Origin of the sequence: Lentibacillus halophilus, from assembly GCF_039522485.1 — a bacterium.
In the GTDB taxonomy this organism is placed as follows: Bacteria; Bacillota; Bacilli; order Bacillales; family Amphibacillaceae; genus Lentibacillus; species Lentibacillus halophilus.
Genome location: NZ_BAAADM010000002.1, coordinates 24600 through 41839 on the forward strand (window position 1 = coordinate 24600; position 17240 = coordinate 41839).

General features: G+C 40.0%; 16 protein-coding genes and 1 pseudogene. 6 read left to right on the forward strand and 11 right to left on the reverse strand.

The annotated features are described in order from the left end of the window. The first annotated feature begins 152 nt into the window (after nucleotides 1-152). Together sdhB and ABDZ72_RS00170 are read left to right on the forward strand one after the other, a co-directional pair. Nucleotides 153-929 (forward strand): succinate dehydrogenase iron-sulfur subunit, encoded by a 777-nt coding sequence (gene sdhB / locus ABDZ72_RS00165; protein WP_343750372.1) that lies wholly within the window; start codon nucleotides 153-155, stop codon nucleotides 927-929. A 111-nt stretch (nucleotides 930-1040) separates the two neighbouring features. Continuing rightward, nucleotides 1041-1949 carry a patatin-like phospholipase family protein gene (locus ABDZ72_RS00170; RefSeq protein WP_343750373.1) on the forward strand — a complete coding sequence of 303 codons (909 nt, stop codon included), beginning with the start codon at nucleotides 1041-1043 and terminating at the stop codon, nucleotides 1947-1949. 425 nt (nucleotides 1950-2374) lie between these two features. Here ABDZ72_RS00170 and ABDZ72_RS00175 read toward each other — a convergent pair whose 3' ends face one another. Next, the gene (locus ABDZ72_RS00175) at nucleotides 2375-3367 is read right to left on the reverse strand and encodes a TAXI family TRAP transporter solute-binding subunit (protein ID WP_343750374.1); all 993 of its coding nucleotides are present in this window, start codon (nucleotides 3365-3367) and stop codon (nucleotides 2375-2377) included. A 94-nt stretch (nucleotides 3368-3461) separates the two neighbouring features. Continuing rightward, nucleotides 3462-5426, reverse strand: coding sequence for a TRAP transporter permease (locus ABDZ72_RS00180; RefSeq protein WP_343750375.1), 1965 nt, complete (start codon nucleotides 5424-5426; stop codon nucleotides 3462-3464). Between the two features lie 245 nt (nucleotides 5427-5671). Between ABDZ72_RS00180 and ABDZ72_RS00185 the strand changes: the two genes are divergently transcribed. After that, nucleotides 5672-6175 carry a hypothetical protein gene (locus tag ABDZ72_RS00185; RefSeq protein ID WP_343750376.1) on the forward strand — a complete coding sequence of 168 codons (504 nt, stop codon included), beginning with the start codon at nucleotides 5672-5674 and terminating at the stop codon, nucleotides 6173-6175. A 237-nt stretch (nucleotides 6176-6412) separates the two neighbouring features. Next, nucleotides 6413-6580, forward strand: coding sequence for a DUF6363 domain-containing protein (locus ABDZ72_RS14345; RefSeq protein WP_425542321.1), 168 nt, complete (start codon nucleotides 6413-6415; stop codon nucleotides 6578-6580). 153 nt (nucleotides 6581-6733) lie between these two features. Here the strand turns inward: ABDZ72_RS14345 and ABDZ72_RS00190 are convergent, their stop codons facing one another. From ABDZ72_RS00190 to ABDZ72_RS00225, 8 genes are all read right to left on the reverse strand, one after another. Beyond that, nucleotides 6734-7318: a hypothetical protein gene (locus tag ABDZ72_RS00190; RefSeq protein ID WP_343750377.1), complete on the reverse strand. Its 585-nt coding sequence runs from the start codon at nucleotides 7316-7318 to the stop codon at nucleotides 6734-6736. A 10-nt stretch (nucleotides 7319-7328) separates the two neighbouring features. Next, nucleotides 7329-8795 carry a sodium:solute symporter family protein gene (locus tag ABDZ72_RS00195; protein ID WP_343750378.1) on the reverse strand — a complete coding sequence of 489 codons (1467 nt, stop codon included), beginning with the start codon at nucleotides 8793-8795 and terminating at the stop codon, nucleotides 7329-7331. A gap of 22 nt (nucleotides 8796-8817) precedes the next feature. Further along, on the reverse strand, nucleotides 8818-9036 hold the full coding sequence (locus ABDZ72_RS00200) for a hypothetical protein (protein ID WP_343750379.1): 219 nt from the start codon (nucleotides 9034-9036) through the stop codon (nucleotides 8818-8820). Nucleotides 9037-9079: 43 nt separating this feature from the next. After that, the gene (locus tag ABDZ72_RS00205) at nucleotides 9080-10048 is read right to left on the reverse strand and encodes an ornithine cyclodeaminase family protein (protein ID WP_343750380.1); all 969 of its coding nucleotides are present in this window, start codon (nucleotides 10046-10048) and stop codon (nucleotides 9080-9082) included. Between the two features lie 115 nt (nucleotides 10049-10163). Then, a complete protein-coding gene (locus ABDZ72_RS00210; protein WP_343750381.1) occupies nucleotides 10164-10322 on the reverse strand; it encodes a hypothetical protein in 159 nt (52 codons plus the stop codon). Between the two features lie 223 nt (nucleotides 10323-10545). Then, entirely contained in the window at nucleotides 10546-11727 is a 1182-nt protein-coding gene (locus ABDZ72_RS00215) for a YkvI family membrane protein (protein ID WP_343750382.1), read from the reverse strand. Between the two features lie 27 nt (nucleotides 11728-11754). Further along, nucleotides 11755-12543, reverse strand: a complete 789-nt coding sequence (locus ABDZ72_RS00220; RefSeq protein WP_343750383.1) for an aspartate/glutamate racemase family protein — start codon at nucleotides 12541-12543, stop codon at nucleotides 11755-11757. A gap of 47 nt (nucleotides 12544-12590) precedes the next feature. Next, nucleotides 12591-13757 (reverse strand): NAD(P)/FAD-dependent oxidoreductase, encoded by a 1167-nt coding sequence (locus ABDZ72_RS00225; RefSeq protein WP_343750384.1) that lies wholly within the window; start codon nucleotides 13755-13757, stop codon nucleotides 12591-12593. Nucleotides 13758-13949: 192 nt separating this feature from the next. Here ABDZ72_RS00225 and ABDZ72_RS00230 point away from each other — a divergent pair, with 192 nt between their 5' ends. After that, a complete protein-coding gene (locus tag ABDZ72_RS00230; protein WP_343750385.1) occupies nucleotides 13950-15140 on the forward strand; it encodes a CdaR family transcriptional regulator in 1191 nt (396 codons plus the stop codon). Nucleotides 15141-15220: 80 nt separating this feature from the next. Then, nucleotides 15221-17050 carry a cation:proton antiporter gene (locus ABDZ72_RS00235; protein WP_343750386.1) on the forward strand — a complete coding sequence of 610 codons (1830 nt, stop codon included), beginning with the start codon at nucleotides 15221-15223 and terminating at the stop codon, nucleotides 17048-17050. A gap of 19 nt (nucleotides 17051-17069) precedes the next feature. Here the strand turns inward: ABDZ72_RS00235 and ABDZ72_RS00240 are convergent. Continuing rightward, a pseudogene (locus ABDZ72_RS00240) lies at nucleotides 17070-17240 on the reverse strand (purine permease); the annotation flags it as partial.

The window sequence follows — 17240 nt, forward strand, 5'->3', positions numbered from 1 at the left end:
TTGCCATTAGTCTTTCAAAAAACAAACAGCCTATACGGATTGGAGAACGATGATCAGCGGACACACCTTGGCAAATCGTATAAAATAAATAAATTTATCCACACTATGAAGAGAAAGAATACGGAAAAAAACAGGACAGGAAGGTGACAGAAATGGCAACGGCTACCGACGAAAAAACGAAAACGATACATTTAGTGATTGAACGGCAACATGACCCGGATTCGGAACCTTATCAGGAGGAATTTACTGTTCCTTACCGTTCGAATATGAACGTGATCTCAGCATTGATGGCCATCCGGGAAAATCCGGTGAACAAAAACGGCCAAGAAACGTCACCCGTTCAGTGGGAAATGAGTTGTCTGGAAGAAGTGTGCGGGATATGTTCCATGGTGATTAATGGCGTTCCTCAACAAGCCTGTTCAACATTGATTGACGAATTGGAACAGCCCATCCAGATCAAGCCCATGCGCACATTCCCCGTTGTTCGGGATTTGATTATTGACCGGGACAACATGTTTGATTCGCTCAAGCAAGTCAAAGCGTGGATTCCCATTGACGGGACCTATGACCTCGGCCCCGGCCCCCGTATGAATGAGAACAAGCGTCTTATGGCCTATGAACTGTCCAAATGTTTTACGTGCGGCATTTGTCTGGAAGCATGTCCGAACGTCAATGACAAAAACGAATTTTTAGGTCCGTTTGTTTTCCCGCAGGTCCGTCTGAAAAATGCCCATCCGACCGGAGAAATGAACAAAAGCGACCGAATTGAAGCATTCATGGAAGATGGCGGCCTGCAAGGGTGTGGCAATGCTCAAAATTGTGTGCAAGTCTGTCCAAAAGGAATCCCTATAACAACCTCCATTGCTGCGGTCAACCGGGAAGCGACCCTCCAGGCATTTAAAGGGTTTTTTGGCAGTGACAATAAATAATCAAACCACTTTGATCCTACATGCCTCTGCAAGCAGCTTCATTGTTTATGCGAACAATACCTGCTATAATGCTACTTATCCGATAAAACGAAAAAGGAAGTGTAGCAGACATTGAAGCATAATGCAGGCCTCATGCTGGAGGGCGGTGGCATGCGATGCGCATTCACTGTTGGCGTGCTTGATTATTTCCTCGACCGGCAAGTGACATTTCCCTATGTTTCCACAGCGTCAGCAGGTGCACTGATTGGAAGTTCCTATATCGCCAGACAGCGCGAACGAAATTACCAACTGCTCGAAGCATTGGGAAAACATCCAGACGTCATTTCCTTGAAACGCATGCTAAAAAAACGGGAACTATTCAGCATGGACCTTATTTTTGACAAATTGGCCAACGAACAGTTCCCCTTGGATTTTTCATCGTTTTTGCAAGCCGACTCCGGATTCATCATTGGAACAACCGATATCGACAAAGGACGACCGCTTTTCCATGACACGTTCACCAACAAAGAAGACTTGCTTCACATCATCCGTGCCTCCTGTTCCTTACCGGTACTGGCACCAAGCATCGATTACAAAGGCAAACTGTTAATGGATGGGGGCATTTCCGACCCTATACCGATCCGTCCGCTTATGAAACTCGGCTTAAATAAACACGTCGTCGTGCTCACAAGACACAGAGGTTATGTGAAAACATCATCGAAAGGAAACTGGTTTTTCAAATATTTTTTCCGCAACAAGCCTGAACTAGTCAAATTATTGCGGGATCGGCATTTACGCTATAACGAAACGATAAACGATCTGCTCGACATGGAACAGAGCGGTCACGTATTTTTTATACAACCGGAAGAACCATTGCCAGCCAGTCGTATCGAAAAAAGTAGTGAAAAATTGAAATTGCTGTATCAACAAGGGTATCAAAGAGCCGAAAAGAATTTCGACGCGTTGCAGCAGTTTCTGGAACAACCCATAAGGCCTTCCGTTCACGAATCCCCAGTACCACCCACTATAACAACGGGCTAGAGCTGCTGCATGAGCATGTTCCGCTGTCCCAACTATACAAAAACCCGGCCATATGACGAAACATACAGCCGGGTAACCACAGAGCCCGTTATTCGATTCATACACTCTCACCCGCCTCAATTGACCCAAGATATCAGAAGGTAGTTGTTAAGGTGGGTTAAAGCTATACTCCCGAATGCAAATTACAAATCGCGTTGGGAACCCTGGAGGTTATCTGAGGCGGTATCATTCCCACCTTAGGGCATTGACGTTGTCTTCATTCTCCTGAAAATGAGCTAGGTTTATTCAATGGTTATTATTGGTTGTATTTCCGTTGTATACCAGATCGGAATTAAAAAACAGCTTCATCCACACTTCTGCTACCCATGTAATTCCAAGTACAATGTGAACATCAATACAATGAAACCCCCTAAATACACTAAAATTTATTTTTCATCCAAGTATCTTAACACACCTGGATGTAAATTTTCTTTTTCCAACCCCTCTACCATTGTATCTTCATTGAAATTAGATAATACGGAGTCTACTTCTTCCAGTTCATCTCTATTTTCCATTATGGCCTTTGTAATTCGGTAGGCCAACTCCTCTGGGACCTCACTGCTCATTACAAGGTTTGTGTAAGAGCCAACTGTGGATACCGGTTCACTCTGGCCATCATAAGTCCCTGCAGGCATTTTCATTGGAGTAATTCCGGGAACTTCCTCCTGTATATATTCTTGTACATCAGATTCCATTTCAATAAATTTAATATCATCCTGGGCGTTAAGTTCCATAATGAACCCTGAAGGTGCCGCTGTCATACCTATTGCAACATCCGCATGACCATCCTTAACCAACCCGGTCATGTCAGAATACCCTGTATAAGAGACACTTCCGCCATTCTCACGTATAGAATCATAGGAAATATCATAATAATTTAATATCTTTTCTACATGTTGAACTGTTGCGTAAGATGCCTCTCCAGGAAGAATATCTTTATCACCAAAATCCGCATATGATTCAATGTCATTATCTGCCAAAGTTACTGTTTGTAGATGTGATTTGTACAAACTTAAAAATGTATTAACGTTTTCAGTCTTGCCATCTTCCTCAAATACACCAGTTCCAGTGAATCCGGACATAACATCATTTGTGAAAGCATAACCTATTTGAGCTTTGCCTTTTTCTACTAAGTTAATATTTTCATATCCGCCTCCTTCATTAACAGTCACATTTAAGCCGTCTATCTCCCGCATAAGTATTTCAGCAATTCCGGCCGCTGTATTATACCAACCTCCCCCAAGTGGTCCGGATGAAATAACAATGTTGGACATTTCAGGTTCATAACTATCAGCTGATTCTGCTTTATCTGATTCCTCACATGCACCTAAAAACAAGAGAAAAAATACCAATATCGGCATACTCAATAATTTTTTCATTAAAAACCCTCCCAAAATAATTATTTACTGACCGATTAAACAACTCTAGAAAATTAATGCATAAATCCCCCCCATTTGCCAAAATTAAAATTGGTTAACTACCTAAACTATCCTGAAGATGACCATACACCGCCCTTTTGTTTCGTGTATATTGAATCACTAATAGTAAAAACAGTAGCATAATACCAACTCCATCGGTGATAAGACCTGAATACATCAGAAAAAGTGCACTGGCAAAACCAAGGATTCTTTCAAATAGTTTCATATCAGTAAACATCCAACCAATCAGAGATGTTGTTAATGCTAAAATACCGGATACAGCAGTGATAACAGCTATTGTAGTTTCTCCAATACTCCCTTGTAATAATAATGTTGGACCAAACACAAACATATATGGGATGATAAATGTTCCCAAACATATTTTTAGAGCACTAAACCCAGTTTTATTAGGCTGAGTGTTCGCTATGGCCGCCGCTGTATAGGCTGCTACCGCTACCGGAGGAGTCACATTCGACATAATAGCAAAATATAAAACAAATAAATGTGCAGCCACCTCGTTAATACCAAGGCTGACTAAAGCGGGTACTCCAAGCACTGCTAATATGACGTATGCTGATACTGTTGGCATTCCCATACCTAACAAAATAGATGCGAGCATAATAAGTATCAGCGATATAAGGACACTCTCACCAGTAATACTTAACACTAATGATGAGAACTTGAGACCTAACCCAGTTAAATTGACACTACCAATAAGTAATCCAGCAGCTGCACATATGATGCCAATAGAAACTGCATTTTTCCCGCCAATTTCCAATGCAGCTAAAATATCTTTTAAACTCATTCTTGTACTTTTACGAATTGCAGACAGAGCAACAATACCCAATATTGAATAAAAACCTGCAAATTGTGGAGAGTAGCCCATAACCAACAAGACTATAATCATTATAATAGGAAGAAATAAAAGCCATCCTTCCTTCAGAACATTTTTGAAGTTAGGTAACTCATTCTTTGGCAAACCCTTCAAATTATTCTTTTTGGCCTGAAAATGAACCATAAAGTAAACGGCTAAATAATGGAGTATAGCAGGTATTAAAGCAAAAAGTGCTAAGTGTATATATGGTATTTTAAGGTTAGAGGCAATTATAAAAGCTGAAGCTCCCATAATAGGCGGCATTAATTGCCCTCCAACCGAGGCGGCAGATTCAACCCCTCCAGCGAAATGCGGTTTATAACCCACACGTTTCATCAATGGAATCGTTAATGTTCCGGTTGTCGCAACGTTGGAGACAGCAGCTCCTTGTGTCATCGCCATTAAACCGCTGGCAAAAACGGACACTTTGGCTGGTCCTCCACTTCTTGAACCTGTTAAAGAGTAAGCTAGATCAATAAACAGTTGTCCTGCTTTTGACTTGAGCAAAAAAGCACCGAATATAATAAAGATAATGATATAGTTTGACATTGCTCCTAATACGATTCCGAACATACCAGATGTGGAATTATAAAAGGTAGCAACAATTCGTTCAACACTAAAACCTGGATGTACTAGCATACCCGGCATGTAATTTCCAAAATATGCATATAAGACAAAGAAAAGAATTAAAGCTGACAAAAAGTAACCAACAGCTCTTCTAGTTCCTTCTAATACTAATAAAACAGCGATAACACCCACAATAACATCTGTTTGGTTTGGGTCAGTTTCTCTAAAAAGAATATCCGGATACACCTGTAATGAATAAACCACAACTAAGGCAGCTAATATAAAGAAGGCTAAATCAATTATAATATTTAGCAATCTTTTCTCGAATTTCGAAGGAAACAATAATGGTATTAAAAGCAGAATAAAAGATAGTGTAAGAGACCTTTGCTTCCAGGCTTCGAAAACTCCAAAACCAGATGTATACATATGAAAAATTGACATTGAAATAGCGATAACAGCAATAATTGCCAATTTAATTAATTTTGATTTATGAACGTTTTTATTGAATAATTTTTCCACACTTGATTCTGAATCGGTTTCAGGTTTGCTGACATTATGATCGCTTGTTTGATTCTTCATATTTTTACTCCTTTCGTGTTGAATTCGTTTTCATAAAATATTGTTCAAATCATTTGATTTAAATAAAAATTAAATGCACTCATATAGGGAATGCAAATAACTTTTTCTCCTTAGTCAAAAGATAGTATTCAATATTTTTTATTTTTGATTATTCTAATAATAATAAAAACATAAATAAATGTCAATGGATTTTTTAATTTCTTTTATAATAACTATTATTTTTATACTTAACAAAATGAAAGAAAATGTTTGCCGATCTATCACATAAATCAAAATATATGCACATTTATTTATATAATGGTTCCAAAGATAAATTAGAACCATTCAAAAAGTCATTGATGGATTGGATGGGCGAAGACATTAATGTGCATATCGCCCCTACCCCGGAAGAAGCTATTAATGACGCTGATATTGTTATAACAGCGACAACATCCCACGACCCTGTATTCCCTGACTTTCCACATATGTTGAAAAATAAACTATTTATCGGTATCGGATCATTTCAGCCTGGCATGTGGGAGTTTCCCCAATCGCTTTATACTATTGCAGATGCTCTGTTCGTTGATACTGAGCACGCTATTGTTGAATCAGGTGATATAACTATTCCACTTGAAAAAGACTGGATAACCAAGGATTCTATTATGACAATGACCCGTCATATTGAAAAAAAAAGACTCAGGTTAATAGTGATAATAAACCCGGAACAACCGTGTTTAAATCAACGGGAATGGCATTATTCGACGTTGTAGTTGCTAACTTAATATGTAAGAAAGCAAACCAGACAAAAAAGACTAAACCGAAACCATATCCAAAAGGTATTTGGTCAAGCAAAGTCAGTATCGTAAGAAATAGCAGCCCGGATGCTGTATTTGGTTCCATTTGAAAAGCAAAAAAGGCCGGGAAAATAGCCAGTCCTGATAGGAATTCAATAAACGTATCCAGCGATATCACCTATACTCCATCTTTCACCAAATACCAGACAAACCCTGACAGCCAGTCGTATCGAAAAAAGTAGTGAAAAATTGAAATTGCTGTATCAACAAGGGTATCAAACAGCCGAAAAGAATTTCGACGCCTTGCAGCAGTTTCTGGAACAACCCATAAGGCCTTCCGTTCACGAATCCCCAGTACCACCCACTATAACAACGGGCTAGAGCTGCTGCATGAGCATGTTCCGCTGTCCCAACTATACAAAAACCCGGCCATATGACGAAACATACAGCCGGGTAACCACAGAGCCCGTTATTCGATTCATACACACCTATCCACGTTTTAAACGTTTGATAACAAATCGGGTGATGGTTTTTTCAGTATGTCTTTAAATACCATTTATCCGTTCCCCACTGATCACTTAAATACGTTTCAGATTCCCCTGTAATTGCATTTATAATCCTTGAATCAGGCAGCAAGTCACCACTCAATTTAACTTTCCAAAGCGGTAAATAAACCAGAAAATAATCGACTATTTTGTGATTTGGTTTTTTCAGTACATATGAACGATTTATTTGTCTATGCTGAACGTCTTGTATATATCGCGTAACATCATCGTATTCCTCTATTTTTGGCGCAATCATGTTAGCGGGATCTATTGAATATTTATTTGTTTTAAGCGAGCTGGATAATCCGCGGTACCCTGAAACCGCATCCACAAAACCAATCATTGGTATTTCTTTAGATGGGAAAGGTTTTCGGTCCGCTATAACTAATAATTTTGCTAGCCACATCGGATGAAAGATTAACTCTGTATGAAAGATGTTCGACCTTAAACGCTCAACTGTTATCCCATTCTTTAACTTAGTGGACATACGTAACGACTTATAGACATAGTAACCCAAATCGTTATTATCTATCAATTGATTATCTCCTATTATAGATATCTCCTTGTTTTTCATTGATACCACCTCATCCAACAGTCTTTTTAATATTGGATTTTTCATCGTCGTCTGAATGATACTGATTGACCTGATTGCGGATATCAAGTGATGGTGGCTGTGTCAGCAGGCTGAAGCAAATGACAAGTATTAATGAAACAGGGGCTGCAATGATTGGTTCTGATACGAGCGAAAAAGGTTTTGTAATGACTAGTAGAAGAAACGTAAATGCCCCACCCAGCATACCTGCCAGAGCACCAGCTTTATTTGCCCGGTTCCACCATATACCCAAAATAAGAGGAAAGCCAAAAGAAGATAATAAGAATCCACCAACCCATCCAACCATAATTGCTATTAATTGAGGAGGATTGATGGCAATAATAATACCGATAATACTTGCAACAACCATGACTACAAACCCTATTTTGGTAACAGTGCTTTCAGATGCATTCTTATTTATATATTCCTTGTAAATATCACGGGCCACGCCAGCCGAGATCGCCAAAAGCATTGCATCAGCAGAGGACATGATAGCAGCAAGAAGCCCTGCAAGCATAATACCTGCTAAAAGTGGCGACATGTAACTTTCAATTACCGATACAAAAATCATATCCTGATTGTTCAATTCATCCGCTATTCCTAAACTTGCTCCGCCCGCAGCTACAATAAACCCAAATGCAAATATCAATAAATACAACAAACAGGACCACATGGCTGATCGACGTGCTGTTTTCGCATCCTTCGAAGCAAAATTGCGCATGACGGCTGACGGTGAAACAATTCCAAACCACAGAAACGCTAAAAAGAGCCCGAAATAGGACATCCAGGGCTGTGTCACATCACCAAAATTCGGACTTGTTGCCAAAGCATCCTGTATCAATGATGAAAATCCATCATGCTGAACTAAAATAATCAGTGATAATACGAGCATGCCAATAAGCATAACTGATCCTTGAATGAGGTCGGTATACGTTATAGCCCACATTCCGCCCAAGGCTGCATAAATGGTAAAACCAATCCCCAATACGATAACAGCTGTTTTGTAGTCAATCCCCAAAACATGGGATCCAATCAATCCCGATGCTGTAAGTTGGGGAACCATATAAAACGTCATCCCAAACACAACGATGAATACGGCTACTATTTGCACTGTTTGACCGTACCGCTGTTTAAAAAACTCCGGCAATGTATTGACACCGGAACGTCTGATTTGACCGGATACAAGAAAAAGCGTAAATGGCAAAATAGCAACCGCACCAAACCCATAGGCAAATAAAAAAGGCACCCCCAACGCGACACCGGAACCTACCGCTCCCATTAATGAGCTGGAGCTTGCCAGAGCAGCAAATAATGCAAACGCACCTACAAATGTATTAATACTTTTACCTGCAGTCCAATAATCATTTTCAGACGAATGAGCACGTTTTGTAAAGTATATTCCCATTAATGTCATTAAAACCAGATAAACTCCTAATATAACGGTTTCAAGTATTTGCATATCAGAATTTCCCTCCCGTTCATTAATTGTTTTTTGTTTTAGACTGTTTTTCCTTCCAAACAACATAAATTACGGCCAAAATAAACCATATACCATAACTTGAAAACATTAACCAGCCTGCTAAAGAGATTCCCATAAGGTAAACATCAGTCGGCCACCATATCAATACAACTGCAGCACAAATAAGCAAAATAGAAACCAAAATAATACCGGGATCAAAAAGCCTTGATTTCGACTTCATTTCTTCCACTCCTTTCATTTATTTATCTAATTATTTCTCAACTTCACATGGAGAGCTTCGTTCCAGTATTATTTTCTAGTGCTTTCTTATATATTAAATTAGCAACAACGACATCGAATAATGCCATTCCCGTTGATTTAAATACGGTTGTTCCGGGGTTATTATCACTATTAATCTGAGTCTTTTTTTCAATATGACGCGACATTGTCATAATAGAATCTTTAGTAATCCATCCTTTTTCAAGTGGAACAGCCATATCTCCCGATTCAACAATAGCGTGCTCAGTATCAACGAACAGAGCATCTGCAATAGTATAAAGCGATTGAGGGAACTCCCTCATGCCAGGCTGAAATGATCCGATACCGATAAATAGTTTGTTTTCCAACATATGTGGTGAGTCAGGGAATACAGGGTCGTGGGATGTTGTTGCTGTTATAACAATATCAGCGTCATTAATAGCTTCTTCCGGGGTAGGGGCGATATGCACATTAATGTCTTCGCCCATCCAATCCATCAATGACTTTTTGAATGATTCTAATTTATCTTTGGAACGATTATGCAAGTAAATGTCCTTGATAGGCCTTTCAGTACACGCTGCAATAGCTTGATAAAAACCTTGTGTGCCCGTTCCTATAACGGCCAGCGAAGATGCACTCTCATCCGACAAATGACGAACCGCCGATCCCCCAACAGCGCCGGTACGCATGCCGGTGAGAAACGTTCCATTTAATACACTTTTCACTTCACCTGTTTCCTGGCTATTAAGCACTACTAATCCATTTAATGTCGGGTGTTCCTGATTATTTGGAAACACGGTGACAAGTTTCGTTGCCATTGCGTCATCAGTTAGGCAAGGCATTAATAATAGCGTATTATCATGATCCTTTACCTGCATACGTTCTGGCATTTGATGGATTTGTGATTCGTAAATATGATACGTTTCATCAATAGCATCAATAATATCTTTCATTGTCACGGATTGTTTCATATTTTGTTCACTTAAAAAGAGCATTCTATAATCCCCCTTCAAAAATCAAAGTACTTACCACCGTTTCATCCAGACTTTCAAATTGAGAGAGTCGGCCCACCTATTCCGATCAGCGATATATAACTACCCTTCTTTTCGTTTACATTAGGCCCAAAATACCGATGTCGAAAATATGCACACTTATAGCCCCTGCGATAAGATGGATGGTATTACCAATAAAAATGTCTCGCCAATCACCATCCAAAAGCTCATGTTTCTGTTCCAAAAAGTTCAGAGACATTGGCTGCAAGTGTTTCAATCAGACCAACTCCTGTAGTGATGGAGCCAATGATGACCAGAAAAAAGACTAAACTGAAACCATATCCATAAGACATTTGGTCAAGCAAAGTCGGTATCGTAAGAAATAGCAGCCCGGGTCCTGAATTTGGTGCCATTTGATAAAGCAAAAAGAGCCGGGAAAATAACCAGTTCTGATAGGAATGCAATAAACGTATCCAGCGATATCACCCAGGCTCCAACCTTTACCTAGCACTTTCTTTATCATCACTGACCCCGGCATCAACTTCTAATTTTGCTTTACTGCTCTGGCTCATAAAGAAAATTTTATAAACACCAATCGTTAACAAAGGTAATCCAAAAATTAAAATCATTCCATATGCCATTGCTGTATATCCTTTTGATATCAAATCAATTATGCCAATTCGGGATAATAATATTGAAAGGATCAATGTGCTAACCGCTATAATTCCTTTTTGAAACTTCGTTAAAACTTTTTCAAAGTGTTCTTCTATTTGCGAATCAATTCTGTCAATAAACGCGTGAATCATACCTGAAGCTGTTTCAATCAAAGTCCAGCCAACAACAACTCCAAAAAGGACTATAACAAAGGACGGAAATCCACTTAACATTTCAAGCCAAGGTACTGGTGATCCTAGAACGTTGTCAGCTGGATAGAAACCCAAGATGCTAAAATAAGTTAAAAACCAAGGGATAGTCATTAAAATACCAGCTATTACCCCTGAAAACACTGCCTCTTTACGGGATTTTTGCCGCTTTACAGTAAATAAGGCAGATGGGTAGATAACAAGACTGTATCCAACATATAAAATTCCACTCCATAACACGGTTCCAACATTGAACGTATCTTTTACAAAGCTAGTATCTTCCAGTCTTATAACGGAAATAGCATCCTGCCAAGTGGTTGAAATGACTAGTACAGCAAAAATTAAATAACCAATCATTAACATTAATGTCCCAATCGATTTAAAACGTTCTATAAATTCCTTACCAAAAAAGTTTAGAATACCAACAATAACTGTTATGAAAATAACGCCGATCCAATAGTTAATTCCAAGCGTGGTTTGCATTATCTCCCCTGTTGCTGATGCCATAATTGAAATAATCAAAATTGCAAGAAACAAGTAAATAAGATCGAATAAAATCCAAAATGGGCCGATTAATTCTTTAAGCATTGATCTATAATTAAATATCCTAAATTTCCTTGCAAATTCAAATGTCACAACTGCTGTAACCGTAAAACCAACAAAAATTCCTATGCCAGCAACCCAACCCATAGCTCCGTACTTGGCACCAAATTCAACAATCTCTCGGCCAGTAGCAAATCCTCCGCCAATTAATACAGATTGCAGAATAATTGCTGGTAAAAAATACCTACCATATTTACCTTGAAAAAATCGATTCATATAAGAATTCCTTTCTTAAATTAATTTTTACAAGAACCCATGATAAGGTTTTTGAGCTGTTGAATGATGAATCCAATTAATCAAAGATATAAAATCAAATACTGGTAGTTTTATATCCCTTTGTATGTCTGAAGCATAGGGCGGGATATCGCTGCACTCTAGTAAAATCGCACCTATTTCTGGGTGATTATTTACCATTTCTCTAGCCGCATCAACCACTTCCTGCTTTACTATTTCATTGTTGAAACTTCCTCGATTCTCAATTATGGCAGAAAATTCAGCATAATGACTCAGATCTTTAATGACACATCGGGAAGAATCATAAATACCGCAGTTTTTAAATAATTCCTGGGTCATTCCTTCTTTATAAGCTGTCAAAATACCGACTTTCTCATTTGGCTTTATACCTGTATAAATCCATGGAACTTGTATAATACTGGATAAGTAGACAGGTATATCAACGGATGCTGATACGTCTTCTTGATAGTTACCAAAGAATCCGCATGCCGATGAAATGGCACGTGCTCCTTCCTCCTCTAACTCCTTAGCTGCTTTTATAACATCATCAAGCATTTGAGGATCACCATTGAGTATTCGAGAAGTGTTTGAGTTTGGTACTTTTTTTAGTCTTACAGGATAGTCATACGTACTTAAATTTGCTACATTCCCTGGTATTACTGGATACCAACAGTTATCCAAATGTAAAATACCAATGGAATAACCGGAAACATATTGCCCTTTTTTTTGAACAACAACAGAATTATTAGAGTTATTATCAATAAATCCATATTCCCTATCTGTTGAGGAACGGTTCATTTTTTATTCCCCCTTTTAGCTATAATCCAACATTGATTTTTATTTTCTTACACAACGGCGCCTTCAATGACCAATTCATTCCTAGCAAAGCGTTCAAAACGGAGTGGATTCAAATCCAGTGTTTCATAGCGACCTTTACGAATTAATTCAGAGAGGCCTTTCCCCACACCGGGAGCCTGCTGCATGCCGTGTCCGCTGAATCCGCAAGCCATGTAATACCCATCCAGCTGCGGGTGTTCACCAATAATGGCGTTCTGATCTTTAGTGTTATGGCTGTAAATGCCGGCCCAACCACGATTGATTTTAGCCCGTTCAAAATTCGGTACCCTTTCCGCAAGCACGGGCCATAACTGGTCTTCAAAAAACGATCGTTTCCATCTGAAATCAATGCCTGGTTTCACGTTTTCTGAAAAGCCGGTTATGAGTGAGCTGCCTTCATGTCGGAAATATACACCGCTTGGGTCAATCGTTAGTGGTAAATGATTTGCGAATGGTTCTGCAATATCAAACTGAATGATTTGCCGCTTTAAAGGTACAATAGGAAGCGGAAGGCCGATTCGCTCGCTTAGTTCGGGCGCCCATGGTCCAGCACAATTGATCACGATAGGCGCTTGATAAACATCACCATTGACCAATCTTACGCCTGTTGCTTTCCCCCTTTCCGTCAGAATGGTTTCAACATCCCCATAAATATACTCTCCCCCCAGTTCCCTCGTTTTACGAACATATCCCTGCATGACGGAGTATGGATCCAGATAGCCATCCTCACCACAGTATAATCCTCCTTGCAGATCATCTATGACTAACTCAGGAATAATGTCATGAAGTTCCTCCTTAGCCATTAATTTAGCAGGCACACCATAATATTGCTGCAATTTGAGCTGTTCCTGTAGTTGTTTCATATTTTCATCTTTAGCGAGAAACAAGTACCCACGCTGTTTGAAATCAATTTCAGCCGCTTCACCATCAACCATCATATCGTCTGAAAATGTTCTATATTTCTGTAATCCATACCGACTCAATTGAATATTGACACCTGTTGTAAAAAGTTGTCTCAATCCACCGGCACTTCTTGGCGTTGATGCAAATTCATATATTTTATCTTTTTCAAAAATCGTTACTGACCCTTCAAATCCATCGTGCAATAAGTTATACGCAATACTTGATCCCACGACTCCACCACCGACAATGATAATATCCGTATGCTTCGTCAAAAAATCACCCCACGCGTAATAAAAGTTGAATTATTTGAAATGTTATATCTATTTAAACGTATTAAGCCCTGCAAATGCTATGGTTACCATAACCAAAAAATACCCTTTTATTGTTTGAATAGTCATAATTGTGTTATAATAAACTCGGTTTTAATGATTTGAATAAAGGATGTGAGCACAATCGAGGGGTTCGTGCAATTTGCACAAAAGGTAGTGAAAGCGGTTTCAGAAATTTTGCCATTTCCCATTAGTTTAAGTGATAAAAACGGGTATATCATCGGATCCACTGATTCAAATCGGATCGGAAAACTGCATGAACCTTCCAAAGACGTCATAACAAAAGATACCTTTTTGTTATACGATGAAGATACGATCAAGGGGATGTCCAATGTTCTTCCGGGTGTTGCCGCTCCCCTTAAATTAAACAACAAAACTGTTGGTGTACTCGGGATTATCGGTCCGCCCGAGGAAGTGAAGCCGTATGTGGAACTCGTTAAAAACCATGTTGAAATGGTGTGGCAGGACACATTTTACAAGCAGTTGGAAGACTTGGAAACGAAAACATTGGAAACATTCGCCCAATATATTTTGCTTAATGAATCGATCAGCCATGTCAAAGCGGAACAATATTGCCGGATGCTCAATATTCCCTTTTATGCGATGCGATTTTGCATCGTTATTGATATTGAAAATTCCCTTATCAGTAATATCCAACGAAAAATACCAATTGACCAACTGAAAGACCGTTTGCTCGACTGCTCAAAAAAAGCATTCGAGAGCGACAATGACGTTGTTTGTACGTTTTTAAACACTGAAAAATTGATTCTTCTTAAAACAGTCGCATCCGAAACAGACTATCTTGAAGCACTGGATCACTTCATGGGTCAAAGCAATAGCCTTTTGGAAGCGTTTGCAGCTTATCACGTTACCAATGCATCGATTGCAGCCGGAAGCCTATCCTGGTCCCTTGCAACGCTTAATGAATCCTACCATGAAGCCGAAACACTCCTAACCATTGGAAAACGGAGAGATGCATCTAAGAAGATTTATAGTTATCATAGTTGGGAATTGATTAAAACATTGCTTCCCGAACAGCTGTCTGCATCATTCAGCGAAAAAGTACAGTTCCGTCTGAGGCGATTCCTCAACGATGACAACTTCGCGGAGCTGTCGAAAAGCTTTATTGCCTACTGTGATAATAATTTGACAATCAGCCAAGCGGCTAAAGACTTATTTATCCACAGGAATACACTGATTTATCGCCTGCAAAAAATCAATTCACTGACATCCATCAACACCGGATCATTCGATGACTGTCTGACTCTTTACTTAATTTTAAAAAACTTGAAGCTCGAAAAAGAACCCCACAACAATAAAGGATAATACCGTCAAAAAACGTATAAGCTAATGGTTAAATCCTGTACATCCAGTAACATTTTGCTGTCATGAAGAAGGTGAAACCGTTGGCACAAGCAGAACTACTCAGCATTGTTATTATCGTTGTCCTGGGGATATTCTCCCAATGGCTGGCATGGCGAATCCAATGGCCATCCATTGTGATTATGTCCGTGGCCGGGCTTTTAATTGGTCCGATTTTTGGGCTCATCGATCCGGAACAAGCACTTGATGAATTGTATACACCACTTATCTCCCTGGCTGTTGCTGTTGTCTTGTATGAGGGCAGCTCCAGTCTTGATTTCCGTGAACTGAAAGGGATTTCTAAATCCGTCTTGCGGGTTGTAACTGCCGGAGCATTTCTAGCTTGGATCGGTGGTGCGTTGGCGGCTCATTATATAGCCGGATTGAATTTTGCCATTTCCTTCATCATCGGCGGGCTGTTTATCGTCACCGGTCCAACGGTTATTATTCCGCTCTTGCGGCAGGCAAAATTGAAACCAAGAGTGGCAGCTGTGCTGAAATGGGAAGGGATTATCATTGACCCGATCGGCCCGCTATTAGCATTGTTTGCCTATCAGGTTGTCAAAGTTATTGGCGATGATGCCATTCAATGGAGTTATTTGCTCGCCTTTTTCGGAGGAGCCGTACTGGCTGCTGTTATAGGATTCGGTGTCGGCATTCTGGTCACTTGGATGGTGCGCAAAGGACTATTTCCGGAATTTTTGAAATCGCCTATTGTCTTATCATTCGTCCTTCTTTGCTTTGGAGGCAGTGAAGTCATTATGCATGAGACCGGGATGCTTGCGGTCACCGTTATGGGACTGACGATGGCCAGAACAAAAAAGGATATTACATCGATCGGCAATGTGTCACATTTTGTCGAAAATATATCTGTTATCCTGACGTCCACCATTTTTATTTTATTGACAGCATCCTTGACAAGGGAAACCATTTTGGAAGTATTCACGATTCCGATTATTGGTTTTGTCCTGATCATGTTGTTCGTGGTCCGACCGCTTTCCATTTGGATCACGACGATCGGCACAGAGTTGACATCCGCTGAGAAGACACTGATCAGCTGGATAGCGCCACGCGGCATTGTGGCCTTGACCGTATCGGGCTATTTCACGGGTGTCCTGGTTGAGGATGGGTATGCAGGTGCGTCGATTTTGACGACCATTACATTTGCACTTGTCTTCATCACCGTTTGTGCGCACGGTTTCACACTGAAGCCGTTTTCTAAAAAGCTGAACCTTGCCAACAACGAACAGGCAGGGGTTCTGATTATCGGGGCGAACCATTTTTCCATTGCCTTTGCGGAGTACGTTAAATCATTGGAAATACCCGTTTTAATCATTGATGATTCCTATGAACACTTGGCCGATGCCCGGAAGAAAGACATTGACACCTTTTACGGTCAAATTCTATCCGAATACATTGAATTTGAAGTGGATCTCACACCGTATGACTATATCCTGGCGATGACGGACGAACCTGCTTACAACGCGCTAATTTGCCAGTCGTTTGCTCCGGAATTTGGCTATAACAACACATTCGCGCTGCCAGCGAGTAAGAAAGGCGACTCCGATAATGACGAAATCGCTCCTGCTATCAAAGGGCACGTGCTTTTTCATGAAGACGCAGTACTGAGGGAATTAAAAAGGAAAATACGCGAAGGCTATACGTTTGATTCCGTGGAAATAACGGAACAACAAACACTCAAACGGGAACAATTTGCTGATTACGGCCTGCTCTTATTTGTATGGAAAGAAAATAAAGAAATGACCTTCATGACCCTCCAACTGGATAAAATTGAACTTGCGGAAGGTGACCGGATTATTAAGCTGTCGGAAAAGGCAAAAGCACAGGCAGAGAGCGACCAGGGTGATTCCTGATCGCTCCGATGAACCGTTCTCAGGCACTTTCTGGATGCTGATGCGCTGTCCTCGTTTTTTTATTTCGTTTGACGGGTGTCATGTTGAAAACAATATTTAATACAATGGCTGTTATACTTCCTGCTACGATCCCATTGCTGGTCAGAATCTGCACACCGGAGGGAAACTGCTGGAATAGCTCCGGAACAGC

What these genes read in the sequence shown, in the direction of transcription:
- ABDZ72_RS00185 (WP_343750376.1), top strand. Translation starts at nt 5,672, where the DNA reads ATGTTTGCCGATCTATCACATAAATCAAAATATATGCACATTTATTTA.
- ABDZ72_RS00215 (WP_343750382.1), bottom strand. Translation starts at nt 11,727, where the DNA reads ATGAATCGATTTTTTCAAGGTAAATATGGTAGGTATTTTTTACCAGCA.
- ABDZ72_RS00190 (WP_343750377.1), bottom strand. Translation starts at nt 7,318, where the DNA reads ATGAAAAACAAGGAGATATCTATAATAGGAGATAATCAATTGATAGAT.
- ABDZ72_RS00200 (WP_343750379.1), bottom strand. Translation starts at nt 9,036, where the DNA reads ATGAAGTCGAAATCAAGGCTTTTTGATCCCGGTATTATTTTGGTTTCT.
- sdhB (WP_343750372.1), top strand. Translation starts at nt 153, where the DNA reads ATGGCAACGGCTACCGACGAAAAAACGAAAACGATACATTTAGTGATT.
- ABDZ72_RS00195 (WP_343750378.1), bottom strand. Translation starts at nt 8,795, where the DNA reads ATGCAAATACTTGAAACCGTTATATTAGGAGTTTATCTGGTTTTAATG.
- ABDZ72_RS00175 (WP_343750374.1), bottom strand. Translation starts at nt 3,367, where the DNA reads ATGAAAAAATTATTGAGTATGCCGATATTGGTATTTTTTCTCTTGTTT.
- ABDZ72_RS00205 (WP_343750380.1), bottom strand. Translation starts at nt 10,048, where the DNA reads ATGCTCTTTTTAAGTGAACAAAATATGAAACAATCCGTGACAATGAAA.
- ABDZ72_RS00220 (WP_343750383.1), bottom strand. Translation starts at nt 12,543, where the DNA reads ATGAACCGTTCCTCAACAGATAGGGAATATGGATTTATTGATAATAAC.
- ABDZ72_RS00180 (WP_343750375.1), bottom strand. Translation starts at nt 5,426, where the DNA reads ATGAAGAATCAAACAAGCGATCATAATGTCAGCAAACCTGAAACCGAT.